This window comes from Frateuria flava (genome assembly GCF_017837635.1).
In the GTDB taxonomy this organism is placed as follows: domain Bacteria; phylum Pseudomonadota; class Gammaproteobacteria; order Xanthomonadales; family Rhodanobacteraceae; genus Frateuria_A; species Frateuria_A flava.
Map to the genome: position 1 here is coordinate 106288 of NZ_JAGJRS010000021.1, position 20143 is coordinate 126430.

Annotated in this window: 15 protein-coding genes; 2 read left to right on the top strand and 13 right to left on the bottom strand. The window is 70.1% G+C overall.

Annotation, left to right across the window (positions count from 1 at the left end; genetic code table 11):
* Positions 1–10: 10 nt before the first annotated feature.
* The 7 genes from J7I44_RS10965 to J7I44_RS10995 form a co-directional block, all read right to left on the bottom strand.
* Positions 11–1852 (bottom strand): hypothetical protein, encoded by a 1842-nt coding sequence (locus J7I44_RS10965; RefSeq protein ID WP_209620365.1) that lies wholly within the window; start codon positions 1850–1852, stop codon positions 11–13.
* An 11-nt stretch (positions 1853–1863) separates the two neighbouring features.
* A complete protein-coding gene (locus J7I44_RS10970; RefSeq protein WP_209620368.1) occupies positions 1864–2769 on the bottom strand; it encodes an ABC transporter ATP-binding protein in 906 nt (301 codons plus the stop codon).
* Positions 2770–2790: 21 nt separating this feature from the next.
* Complete coding sequence (locus tag J7I44_RS10975; RefSeq protein WP_209620371.1) at positions 2791–3198, bottom strand: GntR family transcriptional regulator; 408 nt, start codon at positions 3196–3198, stop codon at positions 2791–2793.
* A gap of 601 nt (positions 3199–3799) precedes the next feature.
* Complete coding sequence (gene pbpC, locus J7I44_RS10980; RefSeq protein WP_209620375.1) at positions 3800–6202, bottom strand: penicillin-binding protein 1C; 2403 nt, start codon at positions 6200–6202, stop codon at positions 3800–3802.
* A 219-nt stretch (positions 6203–6421) separates the two neighbouring features.
* Positions 6422–11404: an alpha-2-macroglobulin family protein gene (locus J7I44_RS10985; protein ID WP_209620378.1), complete on the bottom strand. Its 4983-nt coding sequence runs from the start codon at positions 11402–11404 to the stop codon at positions 6422–6424.
* Between the two features lie 285 nt (positions 11405–11689).
* Entirely contained in the window at positions 11690–12442 is a 753-nt protein-coding gene (locus tag J7I44_RS10990; RefSeq protein ID WP_209620381.1) for an anti-sigma factor family protein, read from the bottom strand.
* Complete coding sequence (locus tag J7I44_RS10995) at positions 12439–12954, bottom strand: RNA polymerase sigma factor (protein WP_209620384.1); 516 nt, start codon at positions 12952–12954, stop codon at positions 12439–12441. Before J7I44_RS10995 ends, J7I44_RS10990 begins: the two co-directional genes overlap by 4 nt.
* 130 nt (positions 12955–13084) lie before the next feature.
* Between J7I44_RS10995 and J7I44_RS11000 the strand changes: the two genes are divergently transcribed.
* Positions 13085–14143, top strand: coding sequence for a catalase family peroxidase (locus tag J7I44_RS11000; RefSeq protein ID WP_209620386.1), 1059 nt, complete (start codon positions 13085–13087; stop codon positions 14141–14143).
* Positions 14140–14703, top strand: a complete 564-nt coding sequence (locus tag J7I44_RS11005; protein ID WP_209620389.1) for a cytochrome b — start codon at positions 14140–14142, stop codon at positions 14701–14703. The genes J7I44_RS11000 and J7I44_RS11005 overlap by 4 nt, the downstream gene beginning before the upstream one ends.
* A gap of 74 nt (positions 14704–14777) precedes the next feature.
* On the opposite strand, the gene J7I44_RS11010 is transcribed toward J7I44_RS11005, so the two are convergent.
* The 6 genes from J7I44_RS11010 to J7I44_RS11035 form a co-directional block, all read right to left on the bottom strand.
* Entirely contained in the window at positions 14778–15740 is a 963-nt protein-coding gene (locus J7I44_RS11010) for a GGDEF domain-containing protein (protein ID WP_209620393.1), read from the bottom strand.
* 117 nt (positions 15741–15857) lie between these two features.
* On the bottom strand, positions 15858–16184 hold the full coding sequence (locus J7I44_RS11015) for a cytochrome C oxidase subunit IV family protein (protein ID WP_209620397.1): 327 nt from the start codon (positions 16182–16184) through the stop codon (positions 15858–15860).
* On the bottom strand, positions 16181–16828 hold the full coding sequence (locus J7I44_RS11020; RefSeq protein ID WP_209620400.1) for a cytochrome c oxidase subunit 3 family protein: 648 nt from the start codon (positions 16826–16828) through the stop codon (positions 16181–16183). The genes J7I44_RS11015 and J7I44_RS11020 overlap by 4 nt, the downstream gene beginning before the upstream one ends.
* Entirely contained in the window at positions 16825–18423 is a 1599-nt protein-coding gene (ctaD, locus tag J7I44_RS11025; protein ID WP_209620402.1) for a cytochrome c oxidase subunit I, read from the bottom strand. Before ctaD ends, J7I44_RS11020 begins: the two co-directional genes overlap by 4 nt.
* The gene (gene coxB, locus J7I44_RS11030) at positions 18410–19342 is read right to left on the bottom strand and encodes a cytochrome c oxidase subunit II (RefSeq protein WP_209620405.1); all 933 of its coding nucleotides are present in this window, start codon (positions 19340–19342) and stop codon (positions 18410–18412) included. Before coxB ends, ctaD begins: the two co-directional genes overlap by 14 nt.
* The gene (locus J7I44_RS11035) at positions 19339–20124 is read right to left on the bottom strand and encodes an SCO family protein (protein WP_209620407.1); all 786 of its coding nucleotides are present in this window, start codon (positions 20122–20124) and stop codon (positions 19339–19341) included. The genes coxB and J7I44_RS11035 overlap by 4 nt, the downstream gene beginning before the upstream one ends.
* Positions 20125–20143 lie beyond the last annotated feature (19 nt).

Genomic DNA, 20143 nt, shown 5'->3' on the forward strand with positions numbered 1-20143 from the left:
GGTCAGCCGTCTAGATGGCTGGCTGGGCGTGCATCGTCAGCCGCCCCGCCTCGCAGGCCGGGTACAACAGCCACAGGCTCGCCAGCGCCGGCAGGCCGATGACGCCACAAACGATCACCCAGGCCGCCTTTGCCGGCAGCGACAGCTCGCGCCGGCGCACCAGCCACAGCGCGGCCAGCAGTGAGGCCAGCATCAAGCCGCCCGCCAGCCACCGGATCCCGCGCGGCAGCGGCGCCGGCGTGGTCGCCTGCAACGGATCGGGCCTGGCGAACAGGCCGGTCACGGCATGTCGCAGCGCGTACAGCGCCGGCGAGGGCCACCATGCCTGGTACCGGAACCAGGCCGGGTAGTCGAACGCGATGGCGCGTCGCGCCACTTCCTCCACGCGACCGTCGTCGTGCACCCAGGTCAGCGTCTGGTAGGGCGCCGTGCCGTCCATGACCCAGGCGTAGGTGGTGAACGAGGCCGACACCAGGTATCCGTCGACCAGCTCGATCAGGTCCAGGTCGCGCAGGTCGCCCACCGCGCCCGGGAGCGGCATGCGCTCGCGCGGCCGCAGCGGCGCTTCGCTGGCGACGATGTCGCGGCCGTCGTAGAAGTACAGCGCCCGATCGCTCTGTACCGCCAGGTTCTCGCCCACCGGTGTGGTGCCGAGCAGCCACTCGCCCGGCGGCAGCTGGATGCGCGGCAGGATCTGACGGCTTTCGCTGATGTAGTGGTACAGCCTGTTGCCGGCGATCAGGCCGCGGTCGTCCTTTGGCTGACCGGGCAGGGCGGCGATGGCGACGGCCGGCGCCGGGAACGCTCCGTTGGTCGTGCCCACGCCCAGCGTGCCGACGCCACGGCCGCCGGCGATGCGGTAACCGACCAGGCGCATGCGGTCGTGGCTGAAGGTCCAGCGCACGTTTTGCGCCGTGTCGTCGAAGTCGACGGGCGCGGCATTGGTCAGCGCGCCGCGCACGGGTAGACCGGACAGCGCCGGCTCGATCGAAACCACCTCCGACAATGCCACCTGCTCGCGCCAGGTCGGCGCCTGCGGCGCGCGGCTGACCGCCAGACCCGCCAGCATGCGTTGTTGCGGCGTCATGCGCTCGGTTTCGTTCTGGCCACCGGGCGGCGGGGTTTCGGTGTTGTTGGGATGGCTGCCCTGCATGATCCACACCATCTGGCCACCGAACTCCAGCAACAGGATCAACAGGTACACGCCCGCCTGCAGCGGCACCGCCAGCAGCACCGTGGCCAACGGCGAGCGCGGCGCCGCCGACAGATCGGGCTTGAACGATGCCAGCAGCATCGCGGCCAGCCAGGCTAGCGCCAGCGTCTGCACCAGCAACGCCCACACTCCGCTGGCCTGGTTGGTCGCCAGCGCCACCAGCAGCACCAGTGCGGCTATCGCGCGGCGCGCCGGGCCGAGCATGCAACAGGCGCCGGCGACGTAGCCGCACGCGGCCAGCAGCCACGCCGCCAGCGGCAGCAGCCAGTGGCGCAGGTCGACTACGCGCGCGGTGAGGCCGGCCTGATAGGCGCCGATCAGCAGTACCGGCAAGGCCACCGCCACCGCGAGCCAGGCCAGGCCCGCGCCCAGCAGCGCAGCGGCGATGCGCGCGGGCGCCAGCGGTCGATGCAGCAGGTTGAGCCAGGTATTGGGGCGGCGATAGCTGCCCATCTGGTAAAGGCCCAGCAGCAGCCCGGCCAGCACGTCAACGCCGCCGAACACGCGGTAAACCAGCACCGGCTGCTGCGCCAGATCCACCACGCGGGCGAGGAAGGCGAGCACCAGCAGGTGCACCGCAAGGGCACCGAGCGCCCATCCGCGGAAGCGCAGCAGTTCGGCCTTGAACAAGTCACGCATGTCGCCGCTCCTCATGCTGCCGCCGGCATGGCGTGGTTCTTGGCCAGGAAGCCGTTGACCGCGCGGTCCAGGCTCACCGGCATGCTCTGCACCGTGCGCGCGCCCGCGCCACGCAGGAATTGTGCAAAGTCATCGTGCTGGTCGAGCACCAGGTAGTGGTGCAGGCCATCGATGCGCTGCACCTGCAACAGCCCGGGCACGCTCGCCGGTGGCGGGCCAGCAAACGGGATGTCGGCGACCCAGTGAGTCACGCGCGCGCAGAACTCCTCCGGCGCGGACATGTGCGCCAACCGGCCGCGCTCCAGGATGATCAGGTTCTCGGCGACGCGCTCGATCTCTTCCATCTGGTGCGAGCAGTAGATCACCGTGCACGACTCGGCCGCGCTCGAATACATCAGCGATTCGAGGAACGCGCGCTTGGCCACCACGTCCAGGCCCAGCGTGGGCTCGTCCAGCACCAGCAGTTCCGGTCCCTGGGCCAGGGTCAGCGCAAGGTTGAAGCCGGCGCGCTCGCCGCGCGAGAGCTGGCCGACCTTCTGTTCCGGCAGCACGTGGTAGTGCCCGATCACCTCCTCGTACGCGCGCGGGTTCCAGCGCGGATACTGGCGGCGCTGCATGGCGGCCACCGCCGAGACGCGCATCCAGCCGGGCAGCGTGTGTTCCTCGTTGACGAAGCCGATACGGCCGCGGTCTGCGGGCGTGAGCTGCTGGCTGTCCCGGCCGAGGATGCGCGCGCTGCCGCTGGTCGGCGGCAGGAAGCCGAGCAGAATGCGGAACAGCGTGGACTTGCCGGCACCGTTGGCACCGACGATGGCGTGGATACGGCCGGCGGCGATGGACAGATCCAGCGCGTCGAGCGCCAGCTTGGCGCCGTAGCGCTTGGTCAGCGCGCGGGTTTCGATGACGTGGTCGGTCATGATTGACGGTTCCCGGGCAGGTCAGGCGCTTTTGCGGGACAACACCTGGAGCGCGCGATCCAGCCGCGCCAGCGCACGCTCGGGCGGGTAATCGAGCGCGGCCACTTCGTGCACGAAGACCTGGATGGCATCGTCCATGCGCCGGTCGCGCTCGCTGTTGGAAAGCCGCTGGCGCGGCGTGGCGACGAACAGCCCCAGGCCCTGGCGCGACTCCAGCCAGCCTTCGGCGGTGAGCTCGGCGTAGGCCTTGGCCACTGTGTTGGGGTTGATCGTCAGCTGCTGGGCCAGGCCGCGGACGCTGGGCAGCTGGTCCCCGGGAGCGAGTTCGGCGGTGGCGATCTTCATGCGCACGCCGTCGACGATCTGCTTGCTGATCGGACGGGGATCGCCGGTGGCGATCTGGATCATCAAAGCCTGGGTACGGGGCATGGTTGCTCGTCCTGTCTGTACTGTGCGTAGTAGTACAGTCGGGATTGCCGGGCGTCAAGTGACTCCCTCACCGGAGCCGTGCTGCGCGCTTATGTGAGCTCCGCGCTCTGCTCCCTCTCCCCTCCGGGGAGAGGGTTGGGGTGAGGGGCCGGGGTTCGCGGGGATGCCGGCAGGAGCGCTGTTGCTTGTCCTTCTTGCGTGGTCTTCCCGCGACTGGGCTCGCCTGCCGCGGGCTTCCGATCGCCTGCCGGCGCTCGGGTCACTTTCTTTGCTGGCCCAAAGAAAGTAACCAAAGAAATGGCCTGCTAAGCACGGGGTGACTAAAAAGCTAGGTGCCTTTGCGCTTTGCTTGGTCAGTCGCCTGCTCTTAGAGGAGCTGCCGCCGCTTTACCGCGGGCGCTCGGGAGCTGAGGCAAGAGGATTTGCGCGCTTGTGTGCGCGAGCTCCGCACTTTGCTCCCTCTCCCCTCCGGGGAGAGGGCTGGGGTGAGGGGCCGGGGCTCGCGGGGCTGTCTGCAGGAGCGCTGTGTTGCTTGTCGTTCTTGCGTGGCCTCCCCGCGACTGGGCTCGCCTGCCGCGGGCTTCCGATCGCCTGCCGCCGCTCAGCGGACTGGAGGCACGGGCCTGCTCACGACGTCAGGCAAACCCGCCACGGCGAAGCCAACGCTCGCCCAGGCGCCATCCTGCGACAGCGCGGTGAGGGCGTGGTGACCGGGTCGCGTCAATGTCAGAGCGATGGTCCCGCCGGCCGACGTGCTGCCCTGCAGGCGGCCGTCGAGCAGCCATTGGACGGTGCCCGGGGCACCGAGTGCGTGCACCGTGACACGCAATGGTCCATTGCCGTTGGGCGCCTGGCGCAGCAGGCTGCCTTCGCGCAGGCCGCTGATGCGGATCGGCACGGCGATGGCGAGCGAGTCCGGCGCGCAGCCGGGCGCCAGCGCGGGCAGGGCGGAGGCGGCGCGGTCGGCGGCGTCGAGCCAGGGTGTGGCGAGCGCCGGCCAGCGGGCGAGGGTGAGGCGATGTTCGTGTGGGGCGTGGCAGCCGGCACTCAGGCGGCGGTTTTTTTCGTCTACGCGCAGTTCGACGCGACCGCTCATCCAGGCGCCCGGGTCGCGTTCGGCGAAGGTGGGTGGAAGCGCACCGTCGAGGCTCCAGGCGGTGCGGCGTTGGCGGCAGAGGCTGGTGTCGGTGGCTGCGGCCGATTGGCCGAGCGGCCAGCAGATGTCGACCGCACGGACGCTGGCCGGACGCGGCGCGTGCACGCCGCCGCGCGCGGGCAGCATGTCGGTGAGCTGGAACAACAGCGGCAGCGCGGTGACGGCGCCGTACTGGCCCGGCGAGGGCGTGCCATCCGGGCGGCCAATCCAGACGCCGACGGTCCAGCGGTCGGTGACGCCGATCGCCCAGGCGTCGCGGTAGCCGTAGCTGGTGCCGGTCTTCCAGGCGACGGCGACGTGCCGGTTGATGGTGCCTTCCAGCGGCGCGCCTTCGACGTCGGCCGGGTTGCTGGCGAGGATGTCGCGGATGATCCAGGCGGCGCCTGGCGAGAGCAGGCGCCGCGGGCGGGCGGGCTGGTCCGGCGTGTAGCGCGGTGCGCCGGCGATGCCGCCGTTGGCGAAGGTGCTGTAGCCGCCGACCAGGTCTTCCAGTTTCGTCGCGGTGCCGCCCAGGATGATCGACAGATTGGGTCGCGCGCCGTCGGGCAGCTGCAGGTCGACGCCACCGCTGGCCAGACGCGCGACGAAGCGGTTCGGGCCGACGCGGTCGAGCATGTCGACCGCCGGCACGTTGAGCGAGCGTTGCAACGCTTCGCTCACGCTCACCGGGCCGCTGAAGGCCTCGTCGAAGTTGCCCGGGTGGTAGCCGCCGAAGTCCTGCGGCGCGTCGACCAGCAGGCTTTCGGAGGTGACCAGTCCGTCGTCCAGCGCCAGGCCGTAGAGGAAGGGCTTGAGCGTGGAGCCCGGCGAGCGCGGCGCGCGCACCATGTCCACGTGGCCGGCGCGTTCGGGGTCGGCGAACTCGCCGGTGCCGATATAGACGCTTGCCTCGAGCGTGCTGTTCTCCACCGCGAGCACCGCGACCGAACTGCGGGGCGGCAGGCGGGCGAGGTAGCTGGCGACGTGGTCCTCGGCGGCGCGTTGCAGGTTGGCGTCGATGGTGGTGACGATGCGCCGGGCGCGCGGATGCTGCTGATGCAGGCGTTCGGCCAGCAAGGCGGCGGCGAGCGGTGCGCGCAGGGAGCGAGCGACGACTGGTTCGATCGCCGCGTCGTCCACTTGCCTGGGCGTCCAGACGCCTTCGTCGCGCAGCCGGTGCAGCACCTTGTCGCGTGCGGCGCGGGCCGCCTCCGGATGACGGTCGGGTCGCAGACGGCTGGGCGCCTGCGGCAACACCGCGAGCAGGGCCGCCTCGGCGCGCGACAGGCGGCTGGCGCTCTTGCCCAGGTACGCCCATGAGGCGGCTTCGACCCCCTCGATGGTGCCGCCGAAGGGGGCGTGGTTGAGGTAGAGGTCGAGGATCTGCGTCTTGTCCAGGTGCGCTTCCAGTTGCAGCGCGCGGAAGATCTGGCGGAACTTGCCGCCGAACGTGTGCGGGATCGGCTCGATGATGCGCGCGACCTGCATGGTCAGCGTGGATCCGCCGGAGATCACGTGACCATGCAGCGCGCCCTGCACCGCGCCGCGCAGCAATGCGTAGGGATTCACGCCGGGGTGGCGGTAGAACCAGCGGTCTTCGTAGGCCAGCAGCGCCTGGCGGTAGAGCGGTGAAACCCTGGTCGTGGTGGTGGGATAGCGCCATACGCCATCGCGGTCGGCGAAGGCGCGAAGTGGCGTGCCGTCGCGGGCGAGTACGACGGTGCTGCCGGTGTCAGGGACAGGTAGCGGGAGGGGGAACAGGCGGTCGAGGATGAGCGCGGCTAGCGAGAGCGCGACGAGGATGGCTGCCGTGGTGCGCAGCCAGCGTTTGAACGTGGATGGGCGGGGTTTCGGGGTTATGTCGGTCATGGCGACTGCCCTTCGACTTCGGCCTGCGGCCTACGCTCAGGGCGAACGGTTTTTCTTGCGGATACCAAACCCATTCGCGCCAGATGTTGCGACGCGGGGTGCCGGGTGGTGCCCGGTATCGGAGTGAGTGACGCCGAGGCGAACGCCTCCCCCTCTCCTCCGGCGGAGCCGGGGGAGAGGGGCTCGGTTCGATGCGGTGCGCACATTTCGCGGTGAGTTCTATGGTTCGACTACCGTGATCCTTGCAGGCACCGATTTACCGATGCCGCGTAGCGCCGGGCGATACATGTCCTCCGCCAGCGGCGGCGGGACGGTGTACGTGCCGGGCGTGACCGCGCGGACCAGGTAGAACACGTGGGCAGCGTTACCCCGGCGCAGGTGCAGGGCGGCGGCGTAGCGGTCGTCGCGGTACTCCTCGTGCACCAGGTCGGCGGCGCCGGTGTGCTGCTGCATGTCGATGCCATCGACGACGACGCCCTCCCACTGCTGCGCGCCGCCGAGGTTGAGGTTCTCCACTTCCAGCCCGCCGGGCAGCAGGTCGGTGACCAGCGCGTCAGGCATGTCGGTGCGCGCCTCCAGGGTGAGCTCGGCGATCAGTGTGTCGCCCTCCTTCAGCGTGTCGCCGGTCCACGGCTGGCCGTCGGTGGTGAAGTAGCTGCGGCGCACATCGACCTGGCGATCGTCGGCGGCGGGCGGTTGTTGCGGGATGCCAGCGACGTCCAGCGTGGCAAACACAGTGCCCGTCCCGGCCGGCTGCACGCTGATGCCTTCCTTCAGCTCGGCCAGCGTGAGTTCGCGCGTCCACAGGCGCTTGTCGGCGGGTGCGGCCTCGCGCTTGCCGCCGATGGCGAGGGTGACCGCCAGCGGCGCGCCGCTGCCGGCGTCGAAGGCGCGCGCCACGCGCGCGATCGCCACCTGCTCCTGGGTGGAGAGGTAGGACCACGACCAGTGGTAATAGGGCACTTCCTGCTTGTTGGCGTGGTCGCGCGCGGTGGCGTTGCGCGCCCAGTCGATCAGCTTGCCGTCGTAGGCCGGTTTGGCCAGGCCGTAGCGATGGGTGAGCGCGACCATCAGCGCCAGGTCGCGCAGGTCCGAGCCGTAGTCGCCGACGTACCAGGGACGCTCCTTGTCCCAGGCGAAGGCTTCGTCGACGGCCTTCTGCGCGCGGTCGGTGTCGCCCATCAGCTTGAGCGCGACACCCAGGTGCACCAGCGGCAGCGGGCCGACCAGCTTGTCGCGGTCGTGGTCGAAGATCGCGCGCAGCGTGCCCAGCGGCGCGCGGTTGACGCGGGCCAGCACGAAGCCGGAGTAGGCCTCGTCGGCGATACGCAGATGATCGTGGTGCTCGTAGCTGTAATACGCGTGGCCGCCGCCGAGCAGGTCGTCGCTCAACCGCTGCAGGGATTTCTGCAGTACCTCCTGCGGCACGGCGAAGCCTTCCTCGCGCGCGTCGAGCATGAAGTCGACCACGTAGGGCGTCATGAAGGTCTCGATCGGGCTGGTACCCCAGAAGCTGAAGTGGCCGTTGCTTGCCTGGAACGAGGCGATGCGCGCCAGTGCGCTGTCGACCGCGGCGCGACGGGCCGCCTCGCTGGTGGACAGCCCCAGCGCCGTCGCGGTGGCCGGGTCGAGCACCAGCGCGGCGTAGCCCTTGCTGGTGGTCTGCTCGATGCAGCCGTAGGGGTAGCGCAGCAGGTCGCGCAGCGCCGAGCCGTAGGGCAGCGGCGGCAGCGTGCTCAGGGTGAGCTGGGCGCGCACGGTAGGCGCGAGCAGCCCGGCGGCGGCACCGGCATCCAGCTGCGCCGGTTTGCCGGCCTCGATCGCCAGCGGCACGGTCGTCTGCTGCTCGGGCCAGGCCGGGCGTACGGCGAACTCGAAGTGGCGGTCGACCGTGAAGTCGCCCAGCGTGGCATGGATGTCGAGCTTGGCCACGGCCGCACCTGCGCTCGCCGTGACCGGCATCGTGAGGGTGGTGCCGGCGCCGTCCTTGAGGGCCACCTCGCGGCTGGCATTGGCGATGCTGATCGGGCCGGTGGCCTTGACCACCACCTTCGCCGTGCCGTCATGCCCGGAGAGGTTCTTCAGATCCAGGCTGATGCGCGCCTTGTCGCCGGCGGCCATCACGCGCGGCGTGCTCGGCTCGACCACCAGCGGCGCACGCACGGTGACTGCGCCGTCGGCGTTGCCGAAGCGGTCGGCGCTCCAGGCCAGCGCGGCCAGGCGCAGGCTGCCGTTGAAGTCAGGCACCTGCACGCGCAGCGTGGCTTTGCCCTGCGCGTCGAAGGCGACCGGTGCGGCGAACAGGTCGACGATCTGCACCTTGGGATTGAGGCGTGCCGCATGCGGCAGCGCCGGGCCGCTCATGTCGCCGCCGTAGCGCAGCCTGGCCTCGGCGCCGTCCATCGCCTCGATGATGCGGCTGTAGAGGTCGTAGGCATCCACGCTCAGCGCGCGCTTGGCGAACATCCAGGCCCAGACGTCGGGCACCGGGTAGTGGGTGATGTTGATGACGCCCTGGTCCACCGCCGCCAGCGTGACGTAGGCGCGCGTGTTGGCCAGGCCCTTGGCCTGCACGGTCACCTCGAGCGGGTTGCCCGGGCGCATCAGCGCCGGCGCGCTCAGCGTGAGCGGGATGCGCCGGTCGTTGCGCTCCATCGCGACATGCTCGACGCCGAGTGCGCGGGCCGGCGTGGTGTGCTCCTGCGCCTCGCCGCCACGGAACACCAGGGCGGAGACGTAGACGTCGTGGCGCTCCCACTCTTTGGTGACCGGAATCTCGAAGGTGCTGCCGGCCCTGGCGTCGATGTCGCACACGTAGAGCAGGTGGTCGGACTCGACCAGCAGCAGGCCGGGGCCGTCATGCGGCGGCGTCACCGTCACCTTCATGGTGTCGCCGGCGCGGTAGCGCGCCTTGTCCAGTTGCAGCTTGACCTTGTCCGGGCGCGCCTCCTTGCCGAGGTTCTCGTCCTCCCAGCTCCAGCCGGCGAAGAACGGGAACACGGTCGTCAGCCGGGTTTCCGGGTCGTACACCTCCAGCCGGTAGCCGCCCCACTCCACCGGGAAGTCGACGTGCACGCGCTGTCCCGCGGCCAGGTCGACGTCCTTCTCTTCGATCAGCTGCAGCTGCTGGTGCGCATCGGACTTCCAGCCGTCGCCGTGCTCGTACAGCCAGTAGAAGTCGCGCAGCTCGCGCTGCAGCCGCACCTTCAGGTGATGGCCGGCGACCAGCTTGCCGTCGACGTCGGCACGCAGGATCTCGAAGCCGGCCTGGCCTTCGCTCTCGGCGCCCTGCTTCGGATCGAACAGCGGACGCACGCCGACCAGCTGCGGCGCCGGCCAGTACACGCGCTTGAGCAGGCGGGTGACGGCGCGACCACCGGTTTCGTAGACGCTGCCCGATAGCGTGACGGCGAGTGGTGCGACCGGCTTGACGTCATCCGGCAGCGCGATCGGCTGGGCGAGCTTGCCCTGCGCGTCGAGTTTCGCGTCGAGTACGTCGTTGGCGCTCCTGGGCAGGTCGAGCGTGGGATCGCCGAAGAAGGTGTCCTTGAGGCTGTCCAGCGGGTGCACTTCGGGCGCCACCAGCAGCTTGGCGGTCACGCGGTTGCCGTCGGCGGGCGCGCCGTAGAGGTAACTGGAGGCGACTTCGAGCTTGAGCGGCTCGTCAGGGACCAGACGCGCCTGCGGGCTGTCCAGGCTGAGCTTGAGGCGCTCGGGCAGGAACTCCTCGACGTGGAACGGAAAGGCTTCGACCGCCTCCTTCGCCGCCGGGTCCAGGCGGAACTCGAGCTGCCACAGGCCGGTCGGCGCGTCGGCCGGGATCGCCTGGGACAGCGCGTAGTAGTTGAGGTCCGACGGCGCCAGCTGCTGGTCGGCGAGGGTGCGGCCGTCGGGCTGCTTCAGGCGCACGAACAGCGACTGCGCCTTCATCGGCTTGCCGTCGTCGTCGCGCAGCAGCGCCGACACGCGCAGCGTTTCACCCGGCCGGTAGAGGTCGCGGCCGGACCAGGCGTAGACCTCGAACGGCGCCTGCTTGCGGCCGGTCACGTCGAAGTTGGAGATGTCCAGCGCGGGGCGGTTGAACGGCAGCACCGAGACATCGTCGCCGTGGCGCGCGATCAGCACGTCGGACGGATCGAGCTTGTAGGCGATCAAGGCATTGCCGTCGCCATCGGTGGTCGCCTTGAGCCTGGCCGAACCGTCCGGTCCGTCGATCTCCACCGCCACGCCCGCCACCGGGGAGCCGTCACGCAGCGAGGCCACGTGCAGCAGTGCGTTGTCGCGGTACATGCGCAGGTGCAGTCCCAGGTCGCTGACGAAGAAGATCGCGCTGTCGTAGCTGCCCTTGAAGGTGCCACCCTGCTTGACCACCGCCATGTACACGCCCGGCCGCTGCAGTTCGCGCACGCGCTGGATGGGCAGGTAGGTCACGGTCCGTTCGTTGGCGTCGCCACCCAGGGTGTAGTGAGTGGCGTAGACCGAATCGGCCATGTCGGTGATCGGCCGCTTGACGCGGTCACCGTGCTCACAGGTGTCCCAGCGGTTGATCTCGTGGTCGAGTTCGTAGGTGTCGCGGTGCTTGTTGGCCGGGTAGGCGCAGTAGAGGTCGGACAACGCGTCGTCGTGCACGCGGAAGAACTCCACGTCGGCGTCGTGCACGTTGACCGAGACCAGCGGCAGGCCGCGGCTGCCGCGCGCCGGCAGCACGCTGCCGTGCGAGGCGAAGCCGACCGCGGGCGGCACGCTGCCGGAATAGATCTCGCGCTTGAGCTCGCGTCCGAGCGTGCGGCCATCGGCGGCGAGCAGGCCGGCACGCAGCACCACGGCGTAGTGGGTGTTGGGCTGCACGAAGGGGAAGCGCAGCGTCTTGCCGTCGTCATCCAGGTTCCAGCTGCCGCTGATCGGCTCGCCGTTGCTGCCGGTGACCGCCAGCTCGCGGTCGAACGGCTGCGCCGCCGCCAGCGGGACGTTGAAGCGCAGCACCAGCGCGGTGCGCGTATCGCGCAGGTCGGCGCCGGCCGAGGCCAGGGCGAAGGCGGCCTTGCCCGCCGGTGCGTGCGCACTGGCGCCCGCGGCGGGCACGCCCTGCAGCGCGGGCCTGTCCTGCGAGGAACGGTTGCAGCCGGCCAGCATCGCCAGCCCCAGCAAACCCAGACAAAACCCGACCTGGCGCGACCTGCGCGCCACCGACACGTGCCACATGACGATTCCCCTTTCCTTGAGGTGCGGCGCGCATTATCGCCGGGTTTTGTGGCGCGCCGGGGGCTGCCGGAGGACAGGAAACGGACCGTTCGTGTCGTCCTTGTCCGCAGCGAGAGGGCGGATCAGGCCGATGCACGCCGTGGCGATCGCGTGCGTGCCGCGGCGGCGGAAGGCGTGGGTACGGCAAACCTGGGGCACTCGCCGCCACGCCGCAGGGGGGGTTGGGCCCACGCTGCCGGATTGAGGCGGTGGGCTGAAGCTCCCCCTACGGCCTCATGCCCCCGCTCAGATCAGCGGCTGCAGCGCGCGCGCGGCAACCTGCGCGTCGCTGCCCGCGGCGCGGCTGACCATCGCGTAGTTATAGCCATTGCCTGAGCCGTACTGCGCCAGCAGGCCATCGTCGACGCGCTGGCCGTGCGGCAGCAGGTAGCGCCGTGGGCCGGGCGGGCGCACGTAGAAGCTGATCGCATGGCCGGCGGCGTCCTGGTAGAGCACCATCGCCGCCGTTCCCTGCTCGGTGGCGAACAGCCGGCCGCCGACCGGCCGGAAGCCGGCCGCGTCCAGGTCCGGCAACGGCACGCCGCGGGCGAAGTGGTGGTCGAGCCAGGCCTGCAGGTCCCCACGGTGTTGCGGCACCAGGTCCGGGCGGGCGCCGGGATCGAGCGCGAGCAGGCGATAGGCCGCCAGCGCGTCGCCCATCGGCGGCATCGCGCGCGCGACCTGCCAGCCGCGCATCTGCCAGCCGCCCAGGCCGCCAAGGCCCACGCACAACACCAGCGCCGCGGCCATCGCCAGGCGCGACGCCCGGCGGCGCTGTCGGCGCATGCGGATCGCAGACGGATCCAGTGCCGGGTTGGGCGGCAGCGACTGCGCCCCGACCAGCGCGGCGCGCAGTTGCTGGGCATCGTGCTGCCAGGCCTGCACTTGCGCGGCGCGCTCCGGATGCCGGGCGAGGTAGAGCTCCACCGCGGCGCGGCGTTCGCCCTCCAGGCGGCCGTCGACGTAGGCGTGGATGTCGTGTTCGCTGGGTTCGTTCATTTGAGCACCCGCAGGGGGACAATGGTGGTTTCGCCGTCGCCGAGGCGGCGCAGCGCGGCGCGTGCACGCGACAGGCGGGACATCACGGTGCCGATCGGCACGTCGAGGATCTGCGCGACTTCCTGGTAGCTGAGGCCTTCCACGGTGACCCACAACAGCAGGCTGCGCTGCTCCGCGCTCAGCCGTCCAAACGCCTGCAGCATGGAGTGCGCCATGGCCTCGCGCTCGGCCGAGGGCGCCTGTGGCTCCTCTTCCGCGCGCAGCCGGCCGAGCAACCAGGCATGGCGCTGTGCGCGACGGCGGCCGTCGAGGAACTGCCGGTACAGGATCGCGAACAGCCAACTGCGCAGCGAGGCGTCCTCGCGGCGGCTGGACCAGCGCGACAGCGCGCGCTCGAGCGTGGCCTGCACCAGGTCGTCGGCGCTGGACGTCTCGCGCGTCAGCCACAGTGCGAAGCGCCGCAATCGCGGCAGCCATTCGCGCAGGGCATCGTCGAGCGGGTGGTCGGGCATGGCCGGACTCCGGCGTGGGGCTTGGTCGATAGACGCGGCGGCGTAGCGATTATTCCATCGCGCGGGAATAAACCGTCCGGTCGCGCGTCCTCCGTGCCATCACCACACGGCCGCAGGCCGGGAGCACTCCATGACGATTCGTTTCGGACATGCGGCGCGATGGGCGCTGATCGGCGGCCTCGCCTGCGTCACCGTAGCTGCCTTCGGCTACGTCGGCGGCTGGCTGGCACCGCACCGGCTGACCCCGCAACGCCTGGTCGATACCTTCGAGGACAACGCCGGCCTGCATCCGGGCTACCGCCGCAACCATGCCAAGGGCGTGTGCGTGGCCGGGTGGTTCGAAGGCAACGGCGCGGCCGGCGCGTATTCGACCGCGGCGGTGTTCGCGCGCGGCCGCACGCCGGTGGTCGGGCGGTTCGCCCTGCCCGGTGGCAACCCTTACGCGGCCGACGGCAGCGTGCCGATCCGCAGCATGGCGCTACGCTTCAACCTGCCGGATGGCGGGCAATGGCGCACCGGCATGAACGCGATGCCGGTGTTTCCGGTCTCCACGCCGCAGGCGTTCTACGAACAGGCGCGGGCGGCGCGACCCGATCCGGCCACCGGCAAGCCGGATCCGGCAAGGCTCGCCGCCTTCTTCGCCGCGCATCCGGAAACCGCCGCATTCCGCGCCTGGGTGAAGCAGGCCAGGCCGTCGGCGAGCTATGCCACCGAGCGCTACGACAGCATCAACGCGTTTTACCTGGTGGATGCTCAAGGACAGCAACGCGCCGTGCGCTGGGCGATGGTGCCGCAGGCCGCCGATGCCGGCCCCGGCCCGGCCGGCGATCCGGACTATCTCGCCCGGGATCTGCAGCAGCGCCTGGCCGTGGGGCCGCAGCGCTGGAACCTGCGCATCACCTTCGCCGCCCCCGGCGATCCAGTCGACGACGCCGCACGCCCCTGGCCATCCGACCGCCGCACGGTGGACGCCGGCACGCTGGTGATCGACCGCATGCAGCCGCAGGACAGCGGCCCCTGCCGGGACATCAACTACGACCCGACCGTGCTGCCGGAGGGCATCGCGCCCTCGGCCGATCCGCTGCTGGCCGCCCGCTCGGCTGCCTACGCCGACTCCTACCTGCGTCGCACCGCCGAGGAAGCGCACCTGCCCGGCGCCGCGCGCCCCGTCCCGGAGGCCACCCGATGAACACCCCGACCACCTTCCATCCGCTCGCGCGACTGCTGCACTGGGCCATGGCCGGGATGATCGTGGCGATGCTGTTCATCGGCGCCGGCATGGTCGCCACCGTATCCGAACGGCACAGCGGGTTGCTGGCGATCCACAAACCGCTGGGCATCGCGATCCTGCTGCTGGCGATCGCGCGCCTGGCGCTGCGGCTGCGCCACCGCCCGCCATCGCTGCCGGCCGACCTGCCGCTCTGGCAACGACTCGCCGCCACGGCCTCGCACTGGCTGCTCTACGCGCTGATGCTGGCGCTGCCGCTGCTCGGCTGGGGGATGCTGTCGGCCGGCGGCTACCCGGTCATACTGGGCGACACGATGCGGCTGCCGGCGATCCTGCCGGAGAACGCGCTGCTGTTCGCCTGGCTGCGCGAGGCGCACCGCTACCTGGCCTGGCTGCTGTTCCTTACCTTCGTGGCGCACATGAGCGCGGGGCTGTACCACGGGCTGGTCCGCCGCGATGGCGTTTTGGCGTCGATGCTGCCAAGCCGTCGTCGCCGGGAGCCGGTGGTGACGGACGGCTGACGCTTCGAGAGGAACCCGTAGGGTGGGCTTCAGCCCACCAACGCGCCATCCGGAGCGGTGGGCTGAAGCCCACCCTACGAAGCGCGCGAACGTCCGCGCTTGGCGTCGAGCATCAGCAGATCCGCCTCACGGTAGGCCTCGCCCAGGTCGCGGTCGGGGCCACGCCAGCTGTAGCCGAGTGTGGCGGCGACGCCGGCGGCGCGCAGGGCCTGTTCGATGCGGGCGGCCTGGCGCGCCAGTTCGGTGGGGCCGACGTCGAGGATCAGCACCACGAACTCGTCACCACCCAGCCGCGCGACCACGTCGGCGGCGCGGACCGTGCGCGACAGTTCCCGCGCGGCGCGCTGGATGAGCGCGTCGCCGGCGGCATGGCCCTGGCTGTCGTTGGTCTGCTTGAGGCGGTCCAGGTCCACTACCACCACGCCGGCGGTGGTGTGTTCGTCGCGGCAGTGCTGCTCTTCCAGTGCGAGCAGCTCGCGCCAGCCCCGGCGGTTGAAGATGCCGGTCATCGGGTCGGTCATCGCCTCCAGCTCGGCGCGTTCGGCGCGGCGGCGGGTTTCCTTGAGGTCGACGTCGTGGCACCACAGCGTGGCGAGCATCTGCGCGCACAGCTGCACGATCGGCAGCCAGCGTTCGAGATCCACCGGCACCGGCTGCGGGTCGATCCCGCACAGCGTGCCGACCGAGCCGTGGTCGAGCTGCACCGGCACGCCCAGGTACGCGCCGATGCCGCGCTGGACGATCGGCGCGGCGGCATATGGCGCATGGGCGCTGACATCGGCCACCACGCACGGCCCGCCCCGCACCATGCGCGAGCAGATCGAGTCGGCCCAGCGCAGGGCGTCGCCGTTGCGCACGCCGAAGAACTCGTCGGCCGCAGCCAGCACCAGCCAGTCCTCGCCGTGGACGCGGGTGAAGTACCAGGCGCCCACGCCGGTGCGCTCGCGCAGCATCGACAGGCACGCCTGGGCCGCCTCGCGGAAGCCGCTGAATGCGGGCAGCGGCGGCAGGTTCAGCGTTTCCTGGGGCGGGCTCATGGGCGGGACGAAGACCGGGTCAGTCACGGAGGCGGGCGTCACGATACCTGCCACGATGGTGCCAGCGTGCCAATGAATCGCCCCTGCCCGTGGCGAAGCAGAATCCATGCCACCTCCTCACCAGGGCGGCAGCAGCGGCGTGCGGGTCAGCACGTCGGCCAGCCCCAGCGCGATCATCACCGCCAGCCAGGCAAAGCCCACGCTGGCGACGATGCGCAGCAGCGCGTTGTCGGTCTTCAGGCGCATGAAGATGGTCAGTACCAGCAGCGCCTTGATCACCGCGATGCCCAGGTTGGCCACCGTGTTGAACGGCCCGAGCCTGAGCAGCGCGCTGCCGGCGCTCAGCCCCAGCAGCACCAGCAGGGCGAGCAGCGTCCACAGGTTGCTGCCCAGCGACGGCGGCCGCGGGCCGCTCTTGTGGGTGCGTTGCGGGCGCGCGTTCATCCGGCCCTCCCGACCAGGTAGATCACCGGGTAGACGAAGATCCACACGATGTCGACCAGGTGCCAGTACAGCGCGGTCAGCTCCAGCGGCGTGTGGTAGTCCTGGTCGAAGGCGCCATGCCAGGTGCGCCAGCCCATCACTCCCATCAGCACCACGCCGATGGTGACGTGGATGCTGTGGAAGCCGGTGATGAAGTAGTACAGGCAATAGAAGATCGCCATGCCGTGCGCGTATACGCCCTGCTGGGTGTAATGAATCGATGGGATCAGGCCCTCCTGGTACTCGGCGTAGTACTCGAAGCCGTGCATCACCAGGAAGCTGATGCCCAGCAGCGCGGTGACCCCCAGCAGCGCGGTGGCCAGCCGTCGACCGCCGAGCTGCACCTCGCGCACCGACAGCGCCACCGCGCAGCTGCTGGTCAGCAGCACGGCGGTCTCGATCGTGCCCAGCAGCATGTCGGTGTGCCGGCTGGCTTCGGCGAACGCCTCCGGAAAGCGCACGCGGCACAACGTGTAGCCGGCGAACAGCACGCCGAAGAACAGGATCTCGGTGGCCAGGAACGCCCACATGCCCAGCGTCGCGGCCTCGCGCTGCTGCACGGGGTCGTCGAACTGCTCGGGCACGGGGTGGGTTCGGGCGTTCATCGGCGGTAGGCGTAGGGGCCTTCGGTGACGGTCGGAGTGACGTCGAAGTTGTGCGGCGGCGGCGGCGAGGCGGTCTGCCATTCCAGCCCGGTCGCGTCCCACGGGTTGGGGCCGGCGCGCGCGCCGTGGCGCAGCGACCAGGCCAGGTAAAGCAGCGGCAGCAGGTAGGCCACGCCCAGGATCGTCGCGCCGGCGGAGGACAGCACGTTCCACACCTGGAACTGCGGCAGGTACTCGTGATAGCGCCGCGGCATGCCCTCGACGCCCAGGATGTACTGCGGGAAGAAGGTCAGGTTGAAGCCGAAGAACATCAGGATCGCGGCGAAGCGCGCCCACGCTTCGGAGTACATCCGCCCGGTGATCTTCGGCCACCAGTAGTGGATCCCGCCCAGGTAGGCCATCACCGCGCCGCCGACCATGATGTAGTGGAAGTGCGCCACCACGAAGTAGGTGTCGGTGAGGTTCACGTCCAGCGCGGTGGCGGCCAGGAACAGGCCGGTGAGGCCGCCGAGCATGAACAGCCCGACGAAACCCAGCGCGTAGAGCATCGGCGCGTCGAAGCTGATGTCGCCCTTGTACAGCGTGGCGGTCCAGTTGAAGACCTTGATCGCCGAAGGCACCGCGATGATGAAGGACAGGATCGAGAACACGATGCTCGCGTACATCGACTGCCCCGCCACGAACATGTGGTGGCCCCAGACCAGGAAGCCGACCACCGCGATGCCGATGATCGCGTAGACCATGAACTTGTAGCCGAAGATGCGCCGGCGCGCGCCGTGGGTAATCAGCTCGCTGACCAGCCCCATCGCCGGCAGGATCATGATGTACACCGCCGGGTGCGAGTAGAACCAGAAGAAGTGCTGGAACAGCACCGGATCGCCGCCCAGCGCCGGGTCGAAGATGCCCACGCCGAACAGCCGCTCCAGCCCGATCAGCGACAGCGTCATCGCCAGCACCGGCGTGGCCAGGACCATCACCAGCGCCACCGCGTACATCGCCCACACGAACAGCGGCAGGCGCATCCAGGTCATGCCCGGCGCGCGCAGGGTGTGGATGGTGACGATGAAGTTCAGCCCGGTGAAAATCGACGAGAAGCCGACGATGAACACGCCGACCACCGCCATCAGCACGTGCGAGTTGGAGAACATCGTCGAGAACGGCGTGTAGAAGGTCCAGCCGGTATCGACGCCGCCCAGCAGCAGGCAGGCCAGGGTGAAGATGCCGCCGACCATGTACAGGTACCAGCTGAACAGGTTCAACCGCGGGAACGCCACGTCGCGCGCGCCGATCATCAGCGGCAACAGGAAATTGCCCAGCGTGGAAGGGATCGAGGGGATCAGGAAGAACCACACCATCACCACGCCGTGGAAGGTGAAGGCCTTGTTGTAGGTCTCGGCGCTGAGCAGGTCGCCGGCGGGCGTGACCAGCTCCCAGCGGATCAGCGCCGCCGCCAGGCCGCCGAGGAAGAAGAAGAAGGTGATGCCCAGGCCGTACAGCACGCCGATGCGCTTGTGGTCGTGCGTCAGCAGCCACGAGCGCAGGCCGAAGCCCTCTTCCAGGTAGCTGCGCGGGAGCGGCAGCTCAACGGTGCTCATCGGTGTCCTCCGCCGCGTGGGTTCGGGTCTTCAGGTACGCCACCAGGGCCAGCACGTCCTCCTCCCCGATGCGGCCCTCGAAGCTGGGCATGATCGGCGCGTAGCCGGCCGCGACCTGTTTCTTCGGCAGCAGGATCGAGTCGTGCAGGTAGCGCTCGTCGGCCAGCACCTGCGAGCCGTCGGCCAGCGGCACGGTCCGGCCATAGAGGTCGTAGAGATTCGGCGCGTGCACGCCCGATTGCGGATCGTGGCAGCCGCTGCAGCCGAGCTGGCGGAACAGGTCCGCGCCCTGCGCGGCCAGGCCGGTGCCCTGGTGCGCGTGCAGCCAGCGCGCGTAGTCGGCTGGCGGCATCACCACCACGCGGCCACGCATGCGCGCGTGGTCGGTGCCGCAGAACTCGGCGCAGAACAGGTCGTAGGTACCCGCCTGCGTGGCGGTGAACCAAAGTTGCGTGTAGCGGTCCGGCAGCACGTCCTGCTTCACGCGGAAGGCCGGCACGTAGAAGCTGTGGATCACGTCCTGCGAGGTCATCACCAGGCGGATCGGCTGGCCCGCCGGCACGTGCAGCTGGTCGATCTCGCGCTGGCCGCCCGGGTGCTGCACCTTCCACATCCACTGCTTGGCCACCACGTAGACCGGCTGCGCGTCCTTCGGCGGCGTGCGCAGCTTGATCCACAGGTGCACGCTCCACCCGAAGATGCCCATGAACAGGAAGAACGGGATCAGCGTCCACGCCAGCTCCACGCCCAGGTGCGAGTGCGCCGGCGTGCGCTCGGCATCGGTGCCGTGGCGGTATTTCACGCAGAACACGATCATCACCGTGAACACGCCGATGACCACCAGCGCGCACAGTGCGAGCAGCGTGTCGAACAGGTGGTCGACGTTGGGCGCGAAGGAGGAGGCCTGCGGCAGCATCATGCGCGCGCCCTCGCCTTGAGCCAGGCCAGCCAGCCGCCGAGAACCAGCACGAAGGCCACGCCCAGCACTTGCATGGTGCGCCCGATCGCCAGGCTGTAGCGGCCGGTGGTGGGGTCGTAGCCGCAGCACAGCAGCACCAGGCGGTCGATCACGTTGCCGAGCTCGCCCTGCGAGGCATGCACCAGCGCCAACCGCAACGAGGCCGGCGGCCAGGACACGCCGAAGAAGTATTGCGCCACCTTGCCGTCGGGGGTGATCGCCACCAGGCCGGCGGCGTGCGCGTACTGGTGCAGGTTCTCATCGTAGAAGTAGCGGAAGCCCACGGCGCTGGCCAGCGCGCCGATCGAGGCCGCATCGCCGCTGAGGAAATGCCATCGCGGCACGTGCGCCTTCGGGTCCATGCGCGCCAGCATGGCCTGTGTGTGGCGTGCGTCCGCCGGCGTCTCGGCCGGGTCGATGCTGACGAAGGCCACTTCGAAGTCGCGGCCAGGCATCAGGTCGAGTCCTTCCAGGGTGTGCGCCATGCCGTTGAGCACCACGTCGCAGAGGTTGGGGCAGCGGTAGTAGCCCAGCGCGAGCAGCAGCGGCTTGCCATCGGCCAGGGTGCGCAGGTCGATGGGCCGGCCGTTGGCGTCCAGGAAGCGCACGTCGCGCGGGACGCGTGCGCCGAGGCGCTGGTCGAAGCCGGCGCGCTGGGTGAGGTCGGGGGGCGGTGGCGGTGCGTGCGTGGCCCAGGCGCGCGCGCCTGCCACCGACATCCACGCGAAGAACAGCCAGGCCATTTGTAGGAGCGCACCCTGT